We start from the raw sequence: 14,737 nt of genomic DNA on the forward strand, positions 1-14,737 counted from the left end.
GCGGTGGCCGTCCGGGGCGCGGACCGGTCTCCGGCCGTGCCGGTGCCGGTCTACGCTGGTCGGTTACGGTCGTACGGGGCTCCCGAGCGCTCGTACCGGATGCGGAACTTCTGCTTCCGGGGGAACTCCACGTAGCCGCCAGCCGTCAGACAACGATACCGGCACACGGCCCGCCCCCCGGGGGACGGGGGCGGACACGAGGGGTAGCGTCAGGGCAGCGAAGCCAACCGACCGACGAGGGAACCACCGTGCCCGTGCCCGGCACCGCGGCGCCGCCAGCCGCCGCGGAGCCGGTGTGCCAGGGAGCGACCACACAGAGGGAAGACACATTCCAGATGCCGGATCGCCGCCGCGCCGCGCGCCTCATCCGCCTCATCGCCGGGCCCGCCCTCGCCGGACCCGCCCGCGGCGGGGGGCGGCCATGACGCACGCCCGCACGACGCGACCGACGCCCCTGGCCCTGCCGGTTCCGGTGACGGGGCCGTCGGCGCTTCCGTCTGCCGGGCCGACGGGCGGGCGGTTGTTCTCGTGGTCCTCGCCGTCTCCGTCACCCGCGTCGCCCGGTCCGGCGAACGGGGCCGGCGGGCCGGGAGACGCCCGGGGACCCGCGCCTGACGCCGGGGACGCCGCGGGTCCGGGTCCGGGTCCGGCCGGGCCCGGGGAGCCTCGGGGTCCGTGGGGCGGGGGCTCGGGTGGGCCGGGCAGCTCCGGGGGCTCTGGCGGGTCCGGCGGCTCGGGGGGATCCGGGGGTTCTGGCGGCTCGGGCGGCTCGGGCGGCTCGGGTGATGAGGACAATCCCTTCGCGCCGCCCCCGGAGGGCAGCCCGGACCGGCCCTGGCAGCCGCGGCACCAGCCGCCGCCGGGCGGGGGCTACGGCGCCGGCGGCCCCGGCGACGGCCGCGACGGCAGACCGCAGGACGGCGGCAGCGGGCAGGACGGCCGCCAGCAGCCCCCGCCGCCCCCGCCGTGGGGCAGCCAGTGGAGCAGCCGGCAGCCCGGGCGGCAGCCCGGCGGCCTCGGCGGGCCGGGCGGCGACCGCTCCGGTCGGCCGCAGCCCCCGGGGCCGCGCTGGGACCCGACCGACCCCGCCCAGCGGCGCGCGCGGTACGCGCTGCTGTCGGGCATGTGGGGCTTCTTCTTCGCGCTGTTCAGCCTGCCGCAGATCGCGCTGCTGCTCGGCGCGCTCTCCGTGTACTGGGGCATCAGTTCGCTGCGCGCCAAGCCGGGCGCTCCCGCCCGTACGGGGGCCGGAGCCGCGGCACCGACCCCGGCCCCGCCCTCGGGTCCGCCCGCCGCGCCGCTGAACGCGCCTCCGCCGCCGCCCGGCGCCCCCGCGGCCCGGCTGCCCGCGCCGGGCAGCGTGAAGCCGCAGGCCACGGCGGCGGTGAGCGGACTGGTCGCGGGCGGCCTGGCGCTGGTGATCGTGATGACGACCTTCGCCTTCCAGATCGTCTACCGCGACTACTACACCTGCGTGGACGACGCCCTGACCCAGACCTCGCGCAACCACTGCGAGCACCTGCTGCCGAAGGAGCTCCGCCCGCTGCTGACGGCCCGGGACTGACACGCGCGGCGGCCGGGAACAGGCCGGCCGCCTGACCCGGGCCGGGCTGAGGGCGTAGGCCCGCCCAGGCCGGCCCTCAGCCCGGCGAGCCCGGCGAGCCCGGCGAGCCCGGCGAGCCCGACTAGCCCGACGAGTTGGACGAGCCCGACGGGCCGCCCGTACCGCCGTGGCCGTCCCCGGCCCGGCCGCTGCCGCTCGCGGCCCGCGCGCCGGGCCCGGAGTCCCGGTCCGCTCGGGATTCCGTGTCTTCCGCTCCGGATTCCGCGCCGGACTGCGTTCCGGATTCGGCGTCGGGTTCCGCGCCGGGGTCGGGTTCGTCGAGCAGACGCGCGGACTCCCGCAGCGCGCTCCACCGGGCCCGCCGCGCGCCGCTGTCGTGCCAGCGGCCGAGCGGGGCGCCCTCCGGCCCGTCCCAGCCCCGCCGCCGCGGCCGGGTCCCGGGCCGCCACGACGGCCGCCGCGCGTAGGCGGGCAGCCGCAGGCACAGGAGCCGGCGCCAGCCCGACATGGCGCGCTCGTACTCCTCCGCCGACGGCCCGGCGTCCGGCCCGAAGTCCTCGTACAACCCGGCCGGTCCGCCGCCGTACGTCCGTACCGGCAGCCGCAGCCGCCACCAGCGCAGCGCCAGCGCGGCCGGCACGCCGGCCACCGCCGTCCAGCCGAGGGCCGTCACGCCCGTACGCCACGCGCTGGGTCCGACGCCGGCGAGCGCGTCCACGCCCAGCGGGCCGCCCGCGGCCCAGGCGAGCACCGCCACGCCGACGCCGCACCCGCACGCCGCGAGGCCGGCGGTGAGCGCGGTGTCCTCCCATCCCCAGGGCCGTCCGCGGCCCGCCCTGCGCGGCACGGCGGCCGCCGCGACGAACCACGCGAGCGACAGCCCGGCCGTCACCGGCAGGCCGACCGCCGCCGACCAGGCCACCGGACCGTCCCCGCCGCCCGTGGGCAGCGCGGCGAGCAGCGGGAAGGGCGGCAGCGCGGGGTGGGCGGCGGCGCCGACCGGCGCGATGACGCCGCCGGCGCCGACGGTGAAGCCGGGTCCGAGGCCGTAGGCGGCGCCCCAGACGGCGGCGTTCGGCAGCAGTGCCACGCTCAGCAGCAGCACCGCGAACCGTCCCGACCAGGTCCCGGTGAGCTGCGGGAACGCCGCGGCGACGGCGGGCGCGTGGCCGACCAGCGCGACCACGGTCAGCAGCGCGCCGCCGCCGAGCAGGATCAGGACGGCGCTCGCGGCGGCGCGCAGAGCGGCGGCGAGCCGGGGGCGCGTGCAGTGGGCGCGTACGCGCGCCGGGAGCCGTTCGAGGACCTGTCGCGCCCGGGCGGGCAGGGGTACGGGCGGGCGGTCCAGCGCCGCCCACACGCCGACCGCCACGGCCGCGGCGGTCAGCAGCGGCAGACAGGGCAGTGCGCTGAGCGGCGCGACGTGCAGCGGCCCGCCCGCCGCGTACGGCACCACCGCCAGGCCCACGAGCAGGTAGCCGGCGGTCACCCAGCCGAACGCGGCGCGCGCGCCCAGCTCGGCGGGGTCGCGCGCGGCGGCCCCGGACGGATCGGACGGGTCCGCCACGGGCTGGGCGGCCCACGGCCCGGCCTCCTCGGGCGGCTCGAACGCGTGCCGCGCGGCCCGGTGCAGCAGCCAGCACGGCAGCGCGGTGAGCAGCAGCGGCGTCACCCCGACCGGGGCGGGGGCGCCCGAGAGGCTGTCGGTGCGCACCAGGTCGGCGCCGTGCGCGAGCAGCCACAGGTCGGCGGCCACGCGCAGCGCCCCGCCCAGGCCGCTGTCCGGGTACGGCGAGGCGATCCACAGCACGAGGACGACGACGGCGAGCGCGCCGAGGCCCAGCCCGGCGGCGACGACGCCGCCGAGGAACGCCTGCCGGACCGCCGCGGCCCGGCGGACCGCGGCCCGGGCGGACAGCCACGGCGGCAGGGGCGGCGGCGGGGACGGCGCTGCGGCGGGCTCGGTGGTCGTGGTCTGCGTCACACGGACATGCTGCCAAGAGCCTCGCATATCCCCCGAAAGGCACCCCGAAGGGTGCTCGGAAACGCACGAAGGGCGCGGACCCGCACCACCGGAAAGGGGTACGGGCCCGCGCCCCGCGGGCGTGCGGCCGACACCGGAGCCGCCAGGCGCGACACCGGAGCCGCCAGGCGCGACACCGACGCCGCCAGGCGCGACACCGACGCCACCGGCCGCGACGCCGGAGCCGCCGGGCGGCGACCGGACGTGCCGCGGCTCGTCAGGCGGTGAGCGCGGCCCGGGCCAGGCGGGCGGTCTCGGACGGGGTCTTGCCGACCTTCACGCCCGCCGCCTCCAGGGCCTCCTTCTTCGCCTGGGCGGTGCCGGAGGAGCCGGAGACGATGGCGCCGGCGTGGCCCATGGTCTTGCCCTCGGGCGCGGTGAAGCCCGCGACGTAGCCGACGACCGGCTTGGTGACGTTGGCCTTGATGAAGTCCGCGGCCCGCTCCTCGGCGTCGCCGCCGATCTCGCCGATCATGACAATGAGGTCGGTGTCGGGGTCGGCCTCGAAGGCGGCCAGCGCGTCGATGTGCGTGGTGCCGATGACCGGGTCGCCGCCGATGCCGACGCAGGACGAGAAGCCGATGTCGCGCAGCTCGTACATCATCTGGTAGGTCAGCGTGCCGGACTTCGACACCAGGCCGATGCGGCCCGGCTTGGTGATGTCGGACGGGATGATGCCCGCGTTCGACTGGCCGGGGGTGATCAGACCCGGGCAGTTCGGGCCGATGATGCGCGTCTTGTTGCCCTTCTTGCCCGCGTAGGCCCAGAAGTTGGCCGTGTCGTGGACCGCGATGCCCTCGGTGATCACGACGGCGAGCGGGATCTCGGCGTCGACAGCCTCGATGACCGCGTCCTTGGTGAACTTCTCCGGGACGAAGATGACCGTCACGTCGGCGCCGGTGGCCTCGACGGCCTCCTTCACGGAGCCGAAGACCGGGACCTCGGTGCCGTCGAAGTCGACCGTCTGGCCCGCCTTGCGCGGGTTGACGCCGCCGACGATGTTCGTGCCGGAAGCGAGCATCCGGCGGGTGTGCTTCTGGCCCTCGGAGCCGGTCATCCCCTGGACGATGACCTTGCTCTCCTTGGTGAGGAAGATAGCCATGGTGTGTGTGGACCCCTCTTACTTCGCAGCCAGCTCGGCGGCACGCTCGGCCGCGCCGTCCATGGTGTCCACCTGCTGCACGAGCGGGTGGTCGGCATCGTTGAGGATCTTGCGACCCAGTTCGGCGTTGTTGCCGTCGAGGCGCACGACCAGCGGCTTGGTGACCTCCTCGCCCTTGGACTTCAGCAGCTCCAGGGCCTGCACGATGCCGTTGGCGACCGCGTCGCAGGCGGTGATGCCGCCGAAGACGTTGACGAAGACGGACCTGACGTCCGGGTCGCCGAGGATGATCTCCAGGCCGTTCGCCATGACCTCGGCGGACGCGCCGCCGCCGATGTCCAGGAAGTTGGCGGGCTTCACGCCGCCGTGCGCCTCGCCCGCGTACGCGACCACGTCGAGCGTCGACATGACCAGGCCGGCGCCGTTGCCGATGATGCCGACCTCGCCGTCGAGCTTGACGTAGTTGAGGCCCTTGGCCTTGGCCGCAGCCTCCAGCGGGTTGGCCGCGGCGCGGTCCACCAGCTCCTCGTGGCCGGGCTGGCGGAAGGCGGCGTTCTCGTCCAGGGAGACCTTGCCGTCGAGCGCGATGATCTTCCCGTCACCGGTCTTCACCAGCGGGTTGACCTCGACCAGCAGCGCGTCCTCGGCGACGAAGACGGTCCACAGCTTCTGGAGCACGTCGGCGACCTGGTCGGCGATCTCCGCCGGGAACTTCGCGGCGGCGACGATCTCCGCGGCCTTCTCCGGCGTCACGCCGTCGATGGCGTCCACCGGGATCTTCGCCAGCGCGTCCGGGTTCTGCTCCGCGACGACCTCGATCTCCACGCCGCCCTCGACGGACGCCATGGCCAGGAAGGTCCGGTTGGTGCGGTCCAGCAGGAAGGAGACGTAGTACTCCTCCTGGATGTCCGCGGTCTGGGCCAGCATCACCCGGTGGACCGTGTGGCCCTTGATGTCCATGCCCAGGATCTGGCCGGCCTTCGCCACCGCGTCGTCCGGGTCGGAGGCCAGCTTCACGCCGCCCGCCTTGCCCCGGCCACCGACCTTGACCTGCGCCTTGACCACCGCACGGCCGCCAAGTCGCTCGGCCACCTCGCGCGCCGCGTCAGGCGTGTCGATCACTTCACCGGCCAGCACCGGTACACCGTGCTTGGCGAAGAGGTCCCTCGCCTGATACTCGAAGAGGTCCACGCGCGTCCGTCCCTTTTCCTGGAAATCGCGGTTGATGTCTGCGCGGGCGTGCCGCGGGCAGCAAGAGGACGCTGTCTGTGACGAGGGCGGCACACTGCGCCGGGGATGCGGCATGTCCGCATCGCAGGTTATCCCCGTGGGACGCGACTGCCTAAATCACAGTGGCGGTGATTACGGTCACAGATGGCTACCATCGCGTAGCCTCACCGGCTTTCGCCGATACGGGTGAGAGGCGGGGCCGCGGCGACAGGGCGAATTCCGATACCGCCCGTAGCACGGCGTAAGGCCGGGCGGCCCCTCCGTGAGGGGCCGCCCGGCCTCATGCGTGGTCTGGGCACTCAGTTGTACGGACCGTAACGGGCGGGGCGGTCGTCCGCCGCCCGGCCGGTGCTCCGCACGGCCCCCGGGCCGGCGGCGGGCGGACCCGCCACCGCAGGTCGGCCGGGGGTTCGCGCGGAACTCCGCAGAACCTCACAAACCGTACCGTACTGGTCGTGAGGTCGGCACCGCGCGGACGGCGCGCTTCGGAGCGTCACCGGACACCGCACCCGGGCACCGCGCCCGGACCGTCACCGTCGGACCTGCATGGGGTCCGCCGCCCGCAGGCCGGCGGGCAGCGGGCGGCGGACCCCACGCCCGCGGCGCGGGCGGTGCGGGGCGGGACTCAGCCGAGGTCGCCGGCGCGCAGGGCGGCCTCGACGTGACCGTCGAGGTCCGAGACGACCACCGCGAGGTCGGCGGCGACGGTGTCGGTCAGCTCCGTGGCGAACGGAACGGTCGAGTCCACCGCGCCCTTCACGAACTCCTTGGTGCCGACGACCGTGCCCTCGGCGAACGGCACGGTCACGTCGGCCGTGTCGTCGAGGAGCACGACGGTGTCACCGACGACGAGCTTGGTGGTCTCGATCAGGTGCCGGACCGGGCTGGACGGGGCCACCGGGCCGTGGGCCGTGCTCGACAGCCGCGAGGTCTCCTCCGGGCGGATCACCGCGCCGGAGACGGCGCCGACCAGGTCCCCGACCGGGGTGGCGGGCAGGTCCACGGGCAGGTCACCCGGAACGGCGGGGACCTCGGGCAGGGCCGGCAGCGCGACGGGCAGCTCGCCGGCGACCTTGCCGACGGTCGTCTCCACGCCCTGCACCGCCTTGCCGGCCTTGTCCCCGGCCTTGCCCACGACGTGGCCGGCCGTCCCGTCCACCTTCGCACCGGCCTTGTCCACCGTCTCGCCGACCGTGCCGACGAGGCTGCCCGGCTCCACGCCGACGCCGAGGTCGCCGCCCACGCCCACGGAACCGTGCACGTCGGCGGGGCCGTCGACGCCCACCGCGCCGTCCACCCCGACCGCGCCGCTCACGCCGACGGCGGGCAGCGCGCTCGGGTCCGCGAGGCTCGGGACGCCCGACAGGCCGACCTTGGGCAGCCCGTCCACGATGCGGGTCACCTTCTGGGTGGTGCCGTGCACGGTGTCCTCGACGGTGCCGGTGACGCCGGACAGGCCGGGCAGCTTCGGCAGCGTGGCGGAGGCGTCGGCGCTCGCCGAGCCGCCGACGGCGACGGTGACGGACGGCGCCTCGGTCCGCTCGTCCGCGCTGGCGGCGGCGGTGCCGAGCGCCCACAGGCCGGTGGCGGCAGCGGCGACGAGGATGGAACGGCGGATGTTCTTACGCATGGGAGAAGTCCTCTCGAATTCCCGGTGAATTCCGTGATGGCTGGCGGATGGGCAGACCTGACCCGCCCCCGCGCGGCAGGTCGTGAACGGACGGAGCCGGTCTGCCCTAGCCGGGGAATTCGAGGACTTCGCTGAACCGCTCGCGCGTCGGCGCGGCGCTGTCGGCACGTATCGCGCCGGGCCGGAGCCCGAAGCGCGCGGTGCCCTCCGGCGGCAGGGCGGCGTGCGTGTCCCCGCCACGGGGAGTGCCGCTGTCGCCGGTGCACTGGGAGGTGGCCCCCAGCGGGGCCTCGGGGAGGGGAAGCAGCGGCAGGGGGAAGCCGCCGCGGCCGGGGCCGCCGAAGGCCGCCCGGGTGTGCCGGTGCGACGCGGCGTCGCGGTCCGCGCCCGACAGCCCGCCGTGGCCCGGGGCCTTCGGCCCCATGGGGGCGACGGCGCGGGTCGGCGTCGCGGCGGCCCGTCGGTCCGCACCGGCCGGGCCGGACAGCCGGGCCGCACCCGCGCGGTGGCCCGGCGCGTCGGCCGCCGTGACGTGGCCCGCGGCGCCGGAGCCGCCCGGGGCGGGCAGCGTGATGGCCGGGAGCGGCACGGCGGGCAGTTGCAGGCCCGGCAGCGGTATGACGATGGACGTGCCCGGCAGGCGCACGGGCAGGCCGCCGCCGTCCGCCGGGGGCTGGACGACGTCCCCGACCGGGTCGAGGATCCGGCCCGCCGAGTCCTCCAGCGGCCGCACGACCCGCTGGACCGTCTCGCGCACCTCGCGAGAGGTCTCGGCGGCGCGCGCCTGGGTGTCGGCCGCGTACGCCTCGATCCGCCGCCGCACCTCGGCGGCCCCGTCCGAACCGCTGACACCGGAGTGGTCGTCAGCGGGACCGGCGGCAGGGGCGCCGTCAGCGGCCGAGCGGTCGTCAGCCGAGTGAGCGGAGCGGTCGTCAGCGGCCGGGCCGTGCGCGGCCGCCGCGGCCTCACCGCGGTGCGCGGCGGCCGGGCCGTGTCCGCCGTGCGCGGCGGCGCCGTCGTCCGGAGCGGACATCCCGCCCGGATCGGCGGGCCCGGGCACGCGGACCGGCCCGGTGCCGCCCGGACCGCCGCCCACCGCGCCCTCCGACGCCGCGTACGCACTGCCGCCGAAGAAGAAGGCGAGCGCCAGGACGCCGCCGAGGAACAGCGCCGCGAGCAGCGCGCGCCGCGCCACTGCCGCGCGCCAGGGGCGCACGGCGGCAGGCTGGGCGGGTGCTGCGAACACGGGCCGGACCTTTCCCTTCGTACAGGTCGCACGTGCCGTACGGAAACGGCGGCGCGAAGCGGGCGGAGCCAGACGGTTCACGGGGAACCGCGCGGCGGACAGCTCGGGCAGGACAGGTGGAGCGGACAGGCAGGACGAACGAGGCGCGGGAACCCGATCGGATGATCGGCTTCCTGATCGCGTGAGTGATGTTTGCACGGCCCACCGGGGGCGGCGCAAGACCCTTGTCATGTCTTCATCGCCTTGTGACACGAGGGAAGTCGGAGCCGTACCGGGAAAGTTGGCGCTTCTCCAAAGCCGCCGCCATCACCTCGGGGAAGAGGTCGGGAGTGCAGGCGAAGGCGGGGGCGCCGAGCGCGGCCAGCTCCGCCGCGTGCTCGCGGTCGTAGGCGGGCGCCCCCTCGTCGGACAGCGCGAGCAGCGCCACGAACTCCACGCCGGACGCTTTCATCGCCGCCACCCTGCGCAGCATCTCCTCCCGTATGCCGCCCTCGAACAGGTCGCTGATCAGCACGACGACCGTGTCGGCCGGACGCGTGATGCGCGACTGGCAGTAGGCGAGCGCGCGGTTGATGTCCGTGCCGCCGCCGAGCTGGGTGCTGAACAGGACGTCCACCGGGTCGTCCAGTTCGTCCGTCAGGTCCACGACGGAGGTGTCGAAGACGACGAGCCGGGTGGCGAGAGAGCGCATGGAGGCGAGCACGGCCCCGAAGACGGCGGCGTGCACGACGGACGCGGCCATCGACCCCGACTGGTCGACGCACAGGATCACCTCCTTGCGCACCCCGCGCGCCGCCCGGCCGTGCCCGACCAGCCGCTCGGGCACCACGGTCCGGTGGTCGGGCAGGTAGTGCCTGAGGTTGGCCCGGATGGTGCGGTCCCAGTCGATGTCCCGGTGCCGCGGCCTGCTGGTGCGGGCGGAGCGGTCCAGGGCGCCGGCGACCGTGGCCCGGGTGCGGGCCGCCAGACGCCGCTCCAGGTCCTCGACCACCTTGCGGACGACGGCGCGCGCGGTGGTCCTGGTCGTCTCGGGCATGGCCTTGCTCAGCGACAGCAGCGTGCCGACGAGGTGCACGTCCGCCTCCACGGCAGCCAGCATCTCCGGCTCCAGCAGCAGCGCGGACAGGCCGAGCCGGTCGATGGCGTCCCGCTGCATGATCTGCACGACGGAGGTGGGGAAGTAGGTCCGGATGTCGCCGAGCCACCGCGCCATCCGCGGCGCGGACCCGGCGAGGCTCGCCGTCCGGGAGTCGTCCGCCGCTCCCCCGGCGCGGCCCCCGCCGGAACCGCCTCCATCTGAACCGCCCGCACCGCCGGTACCGCCGGTACCGCCCGGCCCTCCGGCTCCGTACGCCGCGGTGCCCGGCGCGGTCCCCGGCGCGCCGGACCCGCCCGGGCCACCGCCTCCCACTCCGCCCGCGTCGCCCCCGTAGAGCGCTTCGAGCGTGCGGTCCATGGCGAGGTCGTCCCCGGTCAGGCGGTGGCCGGTCCCGTCCGCCCGCTGCCCGCCGAGCACCAGCCGCCACCGCCGCAGCCGCTCCTCTCCCTCGTCCCCGCCACCCCCGCCGACCGCCGACCGTGACCCGTCCCCGCCTTGCCGGGCCCCGACCCCGCCTTGCCGGGCCCCGACCCCGCCTTGCCGGGCCCCGACCCCGGCCGTGCGGCCCGGCGCCGTCACCGGCCGCCCGCCTGNGCCGTGCGGCCCGGCGCCGTCACCGGCCGCCCGCCTGCCGTGCGGCCCGGCCCTCGCGCGGACGCCGCCGCACCGGCCACCGCGCCGCCGCCCGGGCCGCTTCCGACAGCCGGGCGGCCGCCGGAACCCGTGGAACCGTCAGCAGCCGGGCCACCGCGTCGGCCGGACCCGCTCTCGGCCAGCGGAGCACCGCTGGGGCCCGGACCCACGCCGGGGCCCGTACCGACACGGGAGCCCGGGGCAACGGCGCCCACGTGTCCGCCGCCGTCGACGACCGGACCCGCGACGGGACCGCCGCCCAGGCCGGGACCGCCGCCACGGCCCGGTCCACCACCGGCACGCGACCCCCCGCCGGCGGCCGGACCGGCCGGTCCGCCGCCACTGCCCGGGTCGGCACCAGCCCCCGGACCACCGCCGGGGCCCGGGGCGCCGCCTGGACCCGGACCACCGCCGGAGGCGAGGCCGTCGCCGGCACGCGGGCCACCGTCGGTCACGGCGTCGGTCACCCGGGCGGTGACCGACGCCGGGCCGCAGGCCGCCGGGCGCCCTTCGCGCGTCATGCGCCGTCCCCCTTCTGTACGGGTTTCTGTGCGGGTTTCTGTGCGGGTTTCTGTACGGGTTTCTGTACGGGCCGTGCGGGCCGTGCGAGCCGGTCCTGGGGACCGCTCACCGGGACGGGCCGGGCCGTACGGCTGCTGTCCGGCGGCGGTGCCTGCTCACCGGCGTGACCGGCGGGCCCGGCGCCGCCCGGCCGGTCGGCCGTCCCGGACCGGTCGCCACCGCCGCCGTCCGCGCCGTCCCGGGCCGTCCGCGCGCCGGAGGACTCCCCCGCCGGACCGTCGGCGCTCCCGCCGAGGCCCAGCAGCAGCCGCACCGTCGGCAGGACCGCCGCCGCCCGGCCAGGGTCGAGCCAGGCGTCGAAGCCGATCGCCTCGGCCCCGGACGCGGCGCCGGACGCGCCGGGACCGCCGCCGGGGCCGCCTTCCGGGTGCGGCCCGCCGGCCGGGGCCGGTCCGCGCCGGGCCAGCTCGCCCAGCGTGCGGCGCACGCCCGCGTCGTACGCCGCGAAGGTGCGCCGCAGCAGCGGCAGCACGTCGACGAACACCTCGGCGGGTATGCCCGTCAGCCAGCCGTCGACCAGCGCCCGCAGCCGCTCGTCGTGGACCAGAAGCATGCCGCCGCCCGCCGCTCCGCCGAGGAACCCCTCGATCCAAGCGGCCGCGTCGGCGGGCGCGGTGCCGGCCGACAGCGCCAGCCCCATCAGGCGGGCGGCCTCGCCCTCCGCCAGCCGACCGTCGTCCAGCAGCAGCCGCGTGGCCCGGCCGCGCAGCGCCCCGGCGACCGCCTCCCGCCCGGCGAGCCCGCGCAGCACGGCGGCCCAGCGCTCCCGCAGCCCGCCGCCGAGAGAGGGACCCCCGGCCTCGGCGCGGGACCCGCCGCCTCCGGCCACCCCGCCGCCGTACGCTCCCGCGTCCGGCGCCTCCGCGGAGTCCGCCGCTCCGGGCGGCCCCGGCGGGCCCGCCGCCTCCGGCGCCGGCCCGGCCGCGTCCGGCAGCAGGCCGACCGACCGGTGCACGGCCTCGATGTGGCCGCGCATCTCCTCGGCGGCCTCCGGGCCCAGCCCCGCACACGCGGGCGGCAGGCCGACCATGACCCGCTCGGCCAGCCCGAGGGCGACGTCCCGGAGCACGGCCGTGTCCGTACCCCGGACGTCCCCGTAGCGCACCGAGCGCACCAGGGCCGGCAGCGCCTGGGCGAGGTGCCCGACGTCCGCGTCCAGCGCGGCCCGGTCGGCCAGGGCGCGCAGCACGCCTGGCAGGGCCCCGGACAGCCCCGCGAGCAGGCACTGCTCGGCCAGCGACGTGATGTCGGCCAGCGCTCCGGCGCCCGCGGCCTCGGCCTCGGCCTTCGCGGCCGCCGCCGACGCCACGGTCTGCCCCCACACCGCCGCCTCCGCGACCCGAACGGACGACTCCGGCTCCCAGGCCAGCCGCCACGTCTCGCGGAAGGTGCCGGTACTGCCCCGCGACGCGGCCGGAATCCCCCAGTCGACGCCCAGCAGCCGCAGCCGGTGCAACAGGCGGCTGCGCCCGGCGTCCGTCTCCTTGCGCAGGTCCAGGGCCAGCTCCCGCTCGGCCGCCTCGGGCTTCAGGCGCAGGGAGCGCTGCGCGCGGGCGAGGTCCCGCTGGAGCGGCACGGCGGGCGCCGACTCGGGCACCTCGCCGAGCCGGTCGCCGACCACGAGCCGGTCGTGCACCAGGGCGACCGGCACCTCGGAGCCCTCGCACATCACCGCGCGCACCGCGTCGACGGCCTCCGTCAGCCCGGGCAGCGGCCGGCCGCGCAGGACCGCCAGCGTGTCGGCCAGCCGCACGGCCTCGATGACGTGCGCGGAGGACACCGCGTAGTCCTCGGCGCGCAGCAGCCCGGCGACCCTGGTCATCCACCGCTCGACGGGCCGGTCGGGGGCGTGGAACAGGTGGCTGTACCAGCCGGGTGAGGAGATCCCCGCGCCGTACCCGCTGTGCCGGGACAGCCTGCGGTGGGTCCACGGAACCCAGCTCACCTCCGCCTTGACCTTCGGCAGGCCCTTCAGCAGCGCCCGGTCGGCCGTCGCGGTCGGCGGCCCGGCCCACTCGGCCGCGCCCGGCGCGGCCCCACGCAGCGCCGGAACGTGCCAGGCGCCGCAGACGACCGCGACCCGCTCGCCGAACTCCCGGCGGGCCGCTCGCAGGCGCAGCCGCATGTGCGCCTCGCGCACCGCGTCGTGGGGGTGCCCGCCGTGTCCGTACTCCGCGCGGAGGACGGCCATGGCCTCGCCGAGAGCGGCGAACGGGGCCAAGGCGGCCGCCGTCCCCTCCTCGGCAGCCGAATCCCCCTCGACGGCCGGCCCCTCACCCCCGGCCGGTCCCCCAGACCCCGTCGGCCCCTCCTGCTCCGCCGGTCCCTCACCGGCCGCCAGGCCGTCGTCCACCGGGCCGCCGGCCACCGCACCGGGCGGCCCCGAGGCCCGGCGCGCCGGGCCCCCCACCTGGTCCGCCGAGCCTCCGCGGGCCACCGGGCCGGGACGCTCCGGGCCGCCGCCGCTGTCGGCGCCGAGCGTCCTGCCGCCCGTCCCCGCGGGGCCGACCGCGCCCGGAGCGGCGACCGCGTCCCCGGCGGCGCCCCGCCTGGTCCCGCCGGTGCCCCGGTGCTCGACCGCGTCCTCCCACCAGCGCTCCGGGTCGTCGTAACCGGCCGCCTCGGCGAGGACGGCCAGCGGGTCGACGGGCAGCAGGCCGGGGCCTCCGTCCCGGGGCCCGGCCCCCGGCTGGTGGCGGCCTCCGGGCCCGCCGCCCCGGCCACCGGGCTCCCGGCCACCGGGCCCCCGACCGCTTGGCTCCCGGCCACCGCGGTCCCGGCTCTCCGGGCTGTCGCCGCCGGGACCGGCAGGGCCCGGCACCGCCGTCCCGCACGGCCCGCTGTCCGCCTCGGGCCTGCGCGGGTCTTCCGCACCCCGTCCACCGGTCCCGTCCGGCACCTCGGCGCCGGGACCGGGCGGTCCGCCGGATGTCCGGCCAGGGCCGGACATGGCGAGCGTATGGGCCGCGGGCAGGTCGATGAACCGGACGGGGACGCCGCGCCCGAGCGCCCACCGGATGGCCACCCACTCCGGCGAGAAGTCGGCCATCGGCCAGAACGCCGCCCGGCCCGGATCGTCCGCCACGTGGGCCAGCAGCGCCACGGGCGGGCGCATGCGCTCGTCGGCGGCGAACTCCACGAGCGCGTCGGCCTCGGGCGGTCCCTCGATGAGCACGGCACTCGGCCGGCACCGGTCGAGCGCCGCCCGGACGGCCCGCGCCGACCCGGGCCCGTGGTGCCGCACGCCCAGAAGCAGCGGCCAGCTCACGCCCGCGGACTCCCGACCGCCCCCGGCGCCCTCGCCCCGGGCGCGCCCGCCCTCCTCGCCCCGGGGCTCGCCGAGGCTCCCGGCCCTCTCCCCCCGGGACTCCCCACCACTAGGAACCCCGGCATCGCCGGTGCCGCCGCCGCTCCCGGACTCCTTCCCCCGGGTCTCCTCGCCGCTCCCCGCCCCCTCGCCACGGGGCTCGCCGTCACGGGCCGGCGCGTCGCCGGGCGGCTCACGGCGGGCCGCTCCGCCCTCCCGGCGACGCTCCTCCCGGTCCCGGGCCGACCCTGCGGGCGCAGTCCCGGAAGCCGGGTCGGCCCCGGAGCCCGGGCCGTGCGGGCCGCCGCCCGGCGCGGCGGC

At 77.7% G+C, this 14,737-nt stretch carries 8 protein-coding genes; 1 reads left to right on the forward strand and 7 read right to left on the reverse strand.

Going from position 1 to position 14,737, the window contains the following annotated elements; translation table 11 throughout:
• Nucleotides 1–520 precede the first annotated feature (520 nt).
• Nucleotides 521–1,564 carry a hypothetical protein gene (locus tag RKE29_RS06315; RefSeq protein WP_312004045.1) on the forward strand — a complete coding sequence of 348 codons (1,044 nt, stop codon included), beginning with the start codon at nucleotides 521–523 and terminating at the stop codon, nucleotides 1,562–1,564.
• Between the two features lie 121 nt (nucleotides 1,565–1,685).
• Here the strand turns inward: RKE29_RS06315 and RKE29_RS06320 are convergent, their stop codons facing one another.
• From RKE29_RS06320 to RKE29_RS06350, 7 genes are all read right to left on the reverse strand, one after another.
• Nucleotides 1,686–3,548 (reverse strand): DUF6350 family protein, encoded by a 1,863-nt coding sequence (locus RKE29_RS06320; protein WP_312004046.1) that lies wholly within the window; start codon nucleotides 3,546–3,548, stop codon nucleotides 1,686–1,688.
• A gap of 256 nt (nucleotides 3,549–3,804) precedes the next feature.
• Nucleotides 3,805–4,689, reverse strand: coding sequence for a succinate--CoA ligase subunit alpha (gene sucD / locus RKE29_RS06325; RefSeq protein WP_312004047.1), 885 nt, complete (start codon nucleotides 4,687–4,689; stop codon nucleotides 3,805–3,807).
• A gap of 18 nt (nucleotides 4,690–4,707) precedes the next feature.
• Nucleotides 4,708–5,880, reverse strand: a complete 1,173-nt coding sequence (gene sucC / locus RKE29_RS06330) for an ADP-forming succinate--CoA ligase subunit beta (RefSeq protein WP_312004048.1) — start codon at nucleotides 5,878–5,880, stop codon at nucleotides 4,708–4,710.
• Between the two features lie 664 nt (nucleotides 5,881–6,544).
• The gene (locus RKE29_RS06335) at nucleotides 6,545–7,549 is read right to left on the reverse strand and encodes a hypothetical protein (RefSeq protein WP_312004049.1); all 1,005 of its coding nucleotides are present in this window, start codon (nucleotides 7,547–7,549) and stop codon (nucleotides 6,545–6,547) included.
• 106 nt (nucleotides 7,550–7,655) lie between these two features.
• On the reverse strand, nucleotides 7,656–8,795 hold the full coding sequence (locus tag RKE29_RS06340; RefSeq protein ID WP_312004050.1) for a hypothetical protein: 1,140 nt from the start codon (nucleotides 8,793–8,795) through the stop codon (nucleotides 7,656–7,658).
• A gap of 235 nt (nucleotides 8,796–9,030) precedes the next feature.
• The gene (locus tag RKE29_RS06345; RefSeq protein ID WP_312004053.1) at nucleotides 9,031–10,329 is read right to left on the reverse strand and encodes a VWA domain-containing protein; all 1,299 of its coding nucleotides are present in this window, start codon (nucleotides 10,327–10,329) and stop codon (nucleotides 9,031–9,033) included.
• Nucleotides 10,330–11,044: 715 nt separating this feature from the next.
• Nucleotides 11,045–14,377, reverse strand: coding sequence for a DUF5682 family protein (locus RKE29_RS06350; protein WP_312004051.1), 3,333 nt, complete (start codon nucleotides 14,375–14,377; stop codon nucleotides 11,045–11,047).
• Nucleotides 14,378–14,737: the final 360 nt, after the last annotated feature.

Source organism: Streptomyces sp. B1866 (assembly GCF_031932565.1).
Lineage (GTDB): Bacteria > Actinomycetota > Actinomycetes > Streptomycetales > Streptomycetaceae > Streptomyces.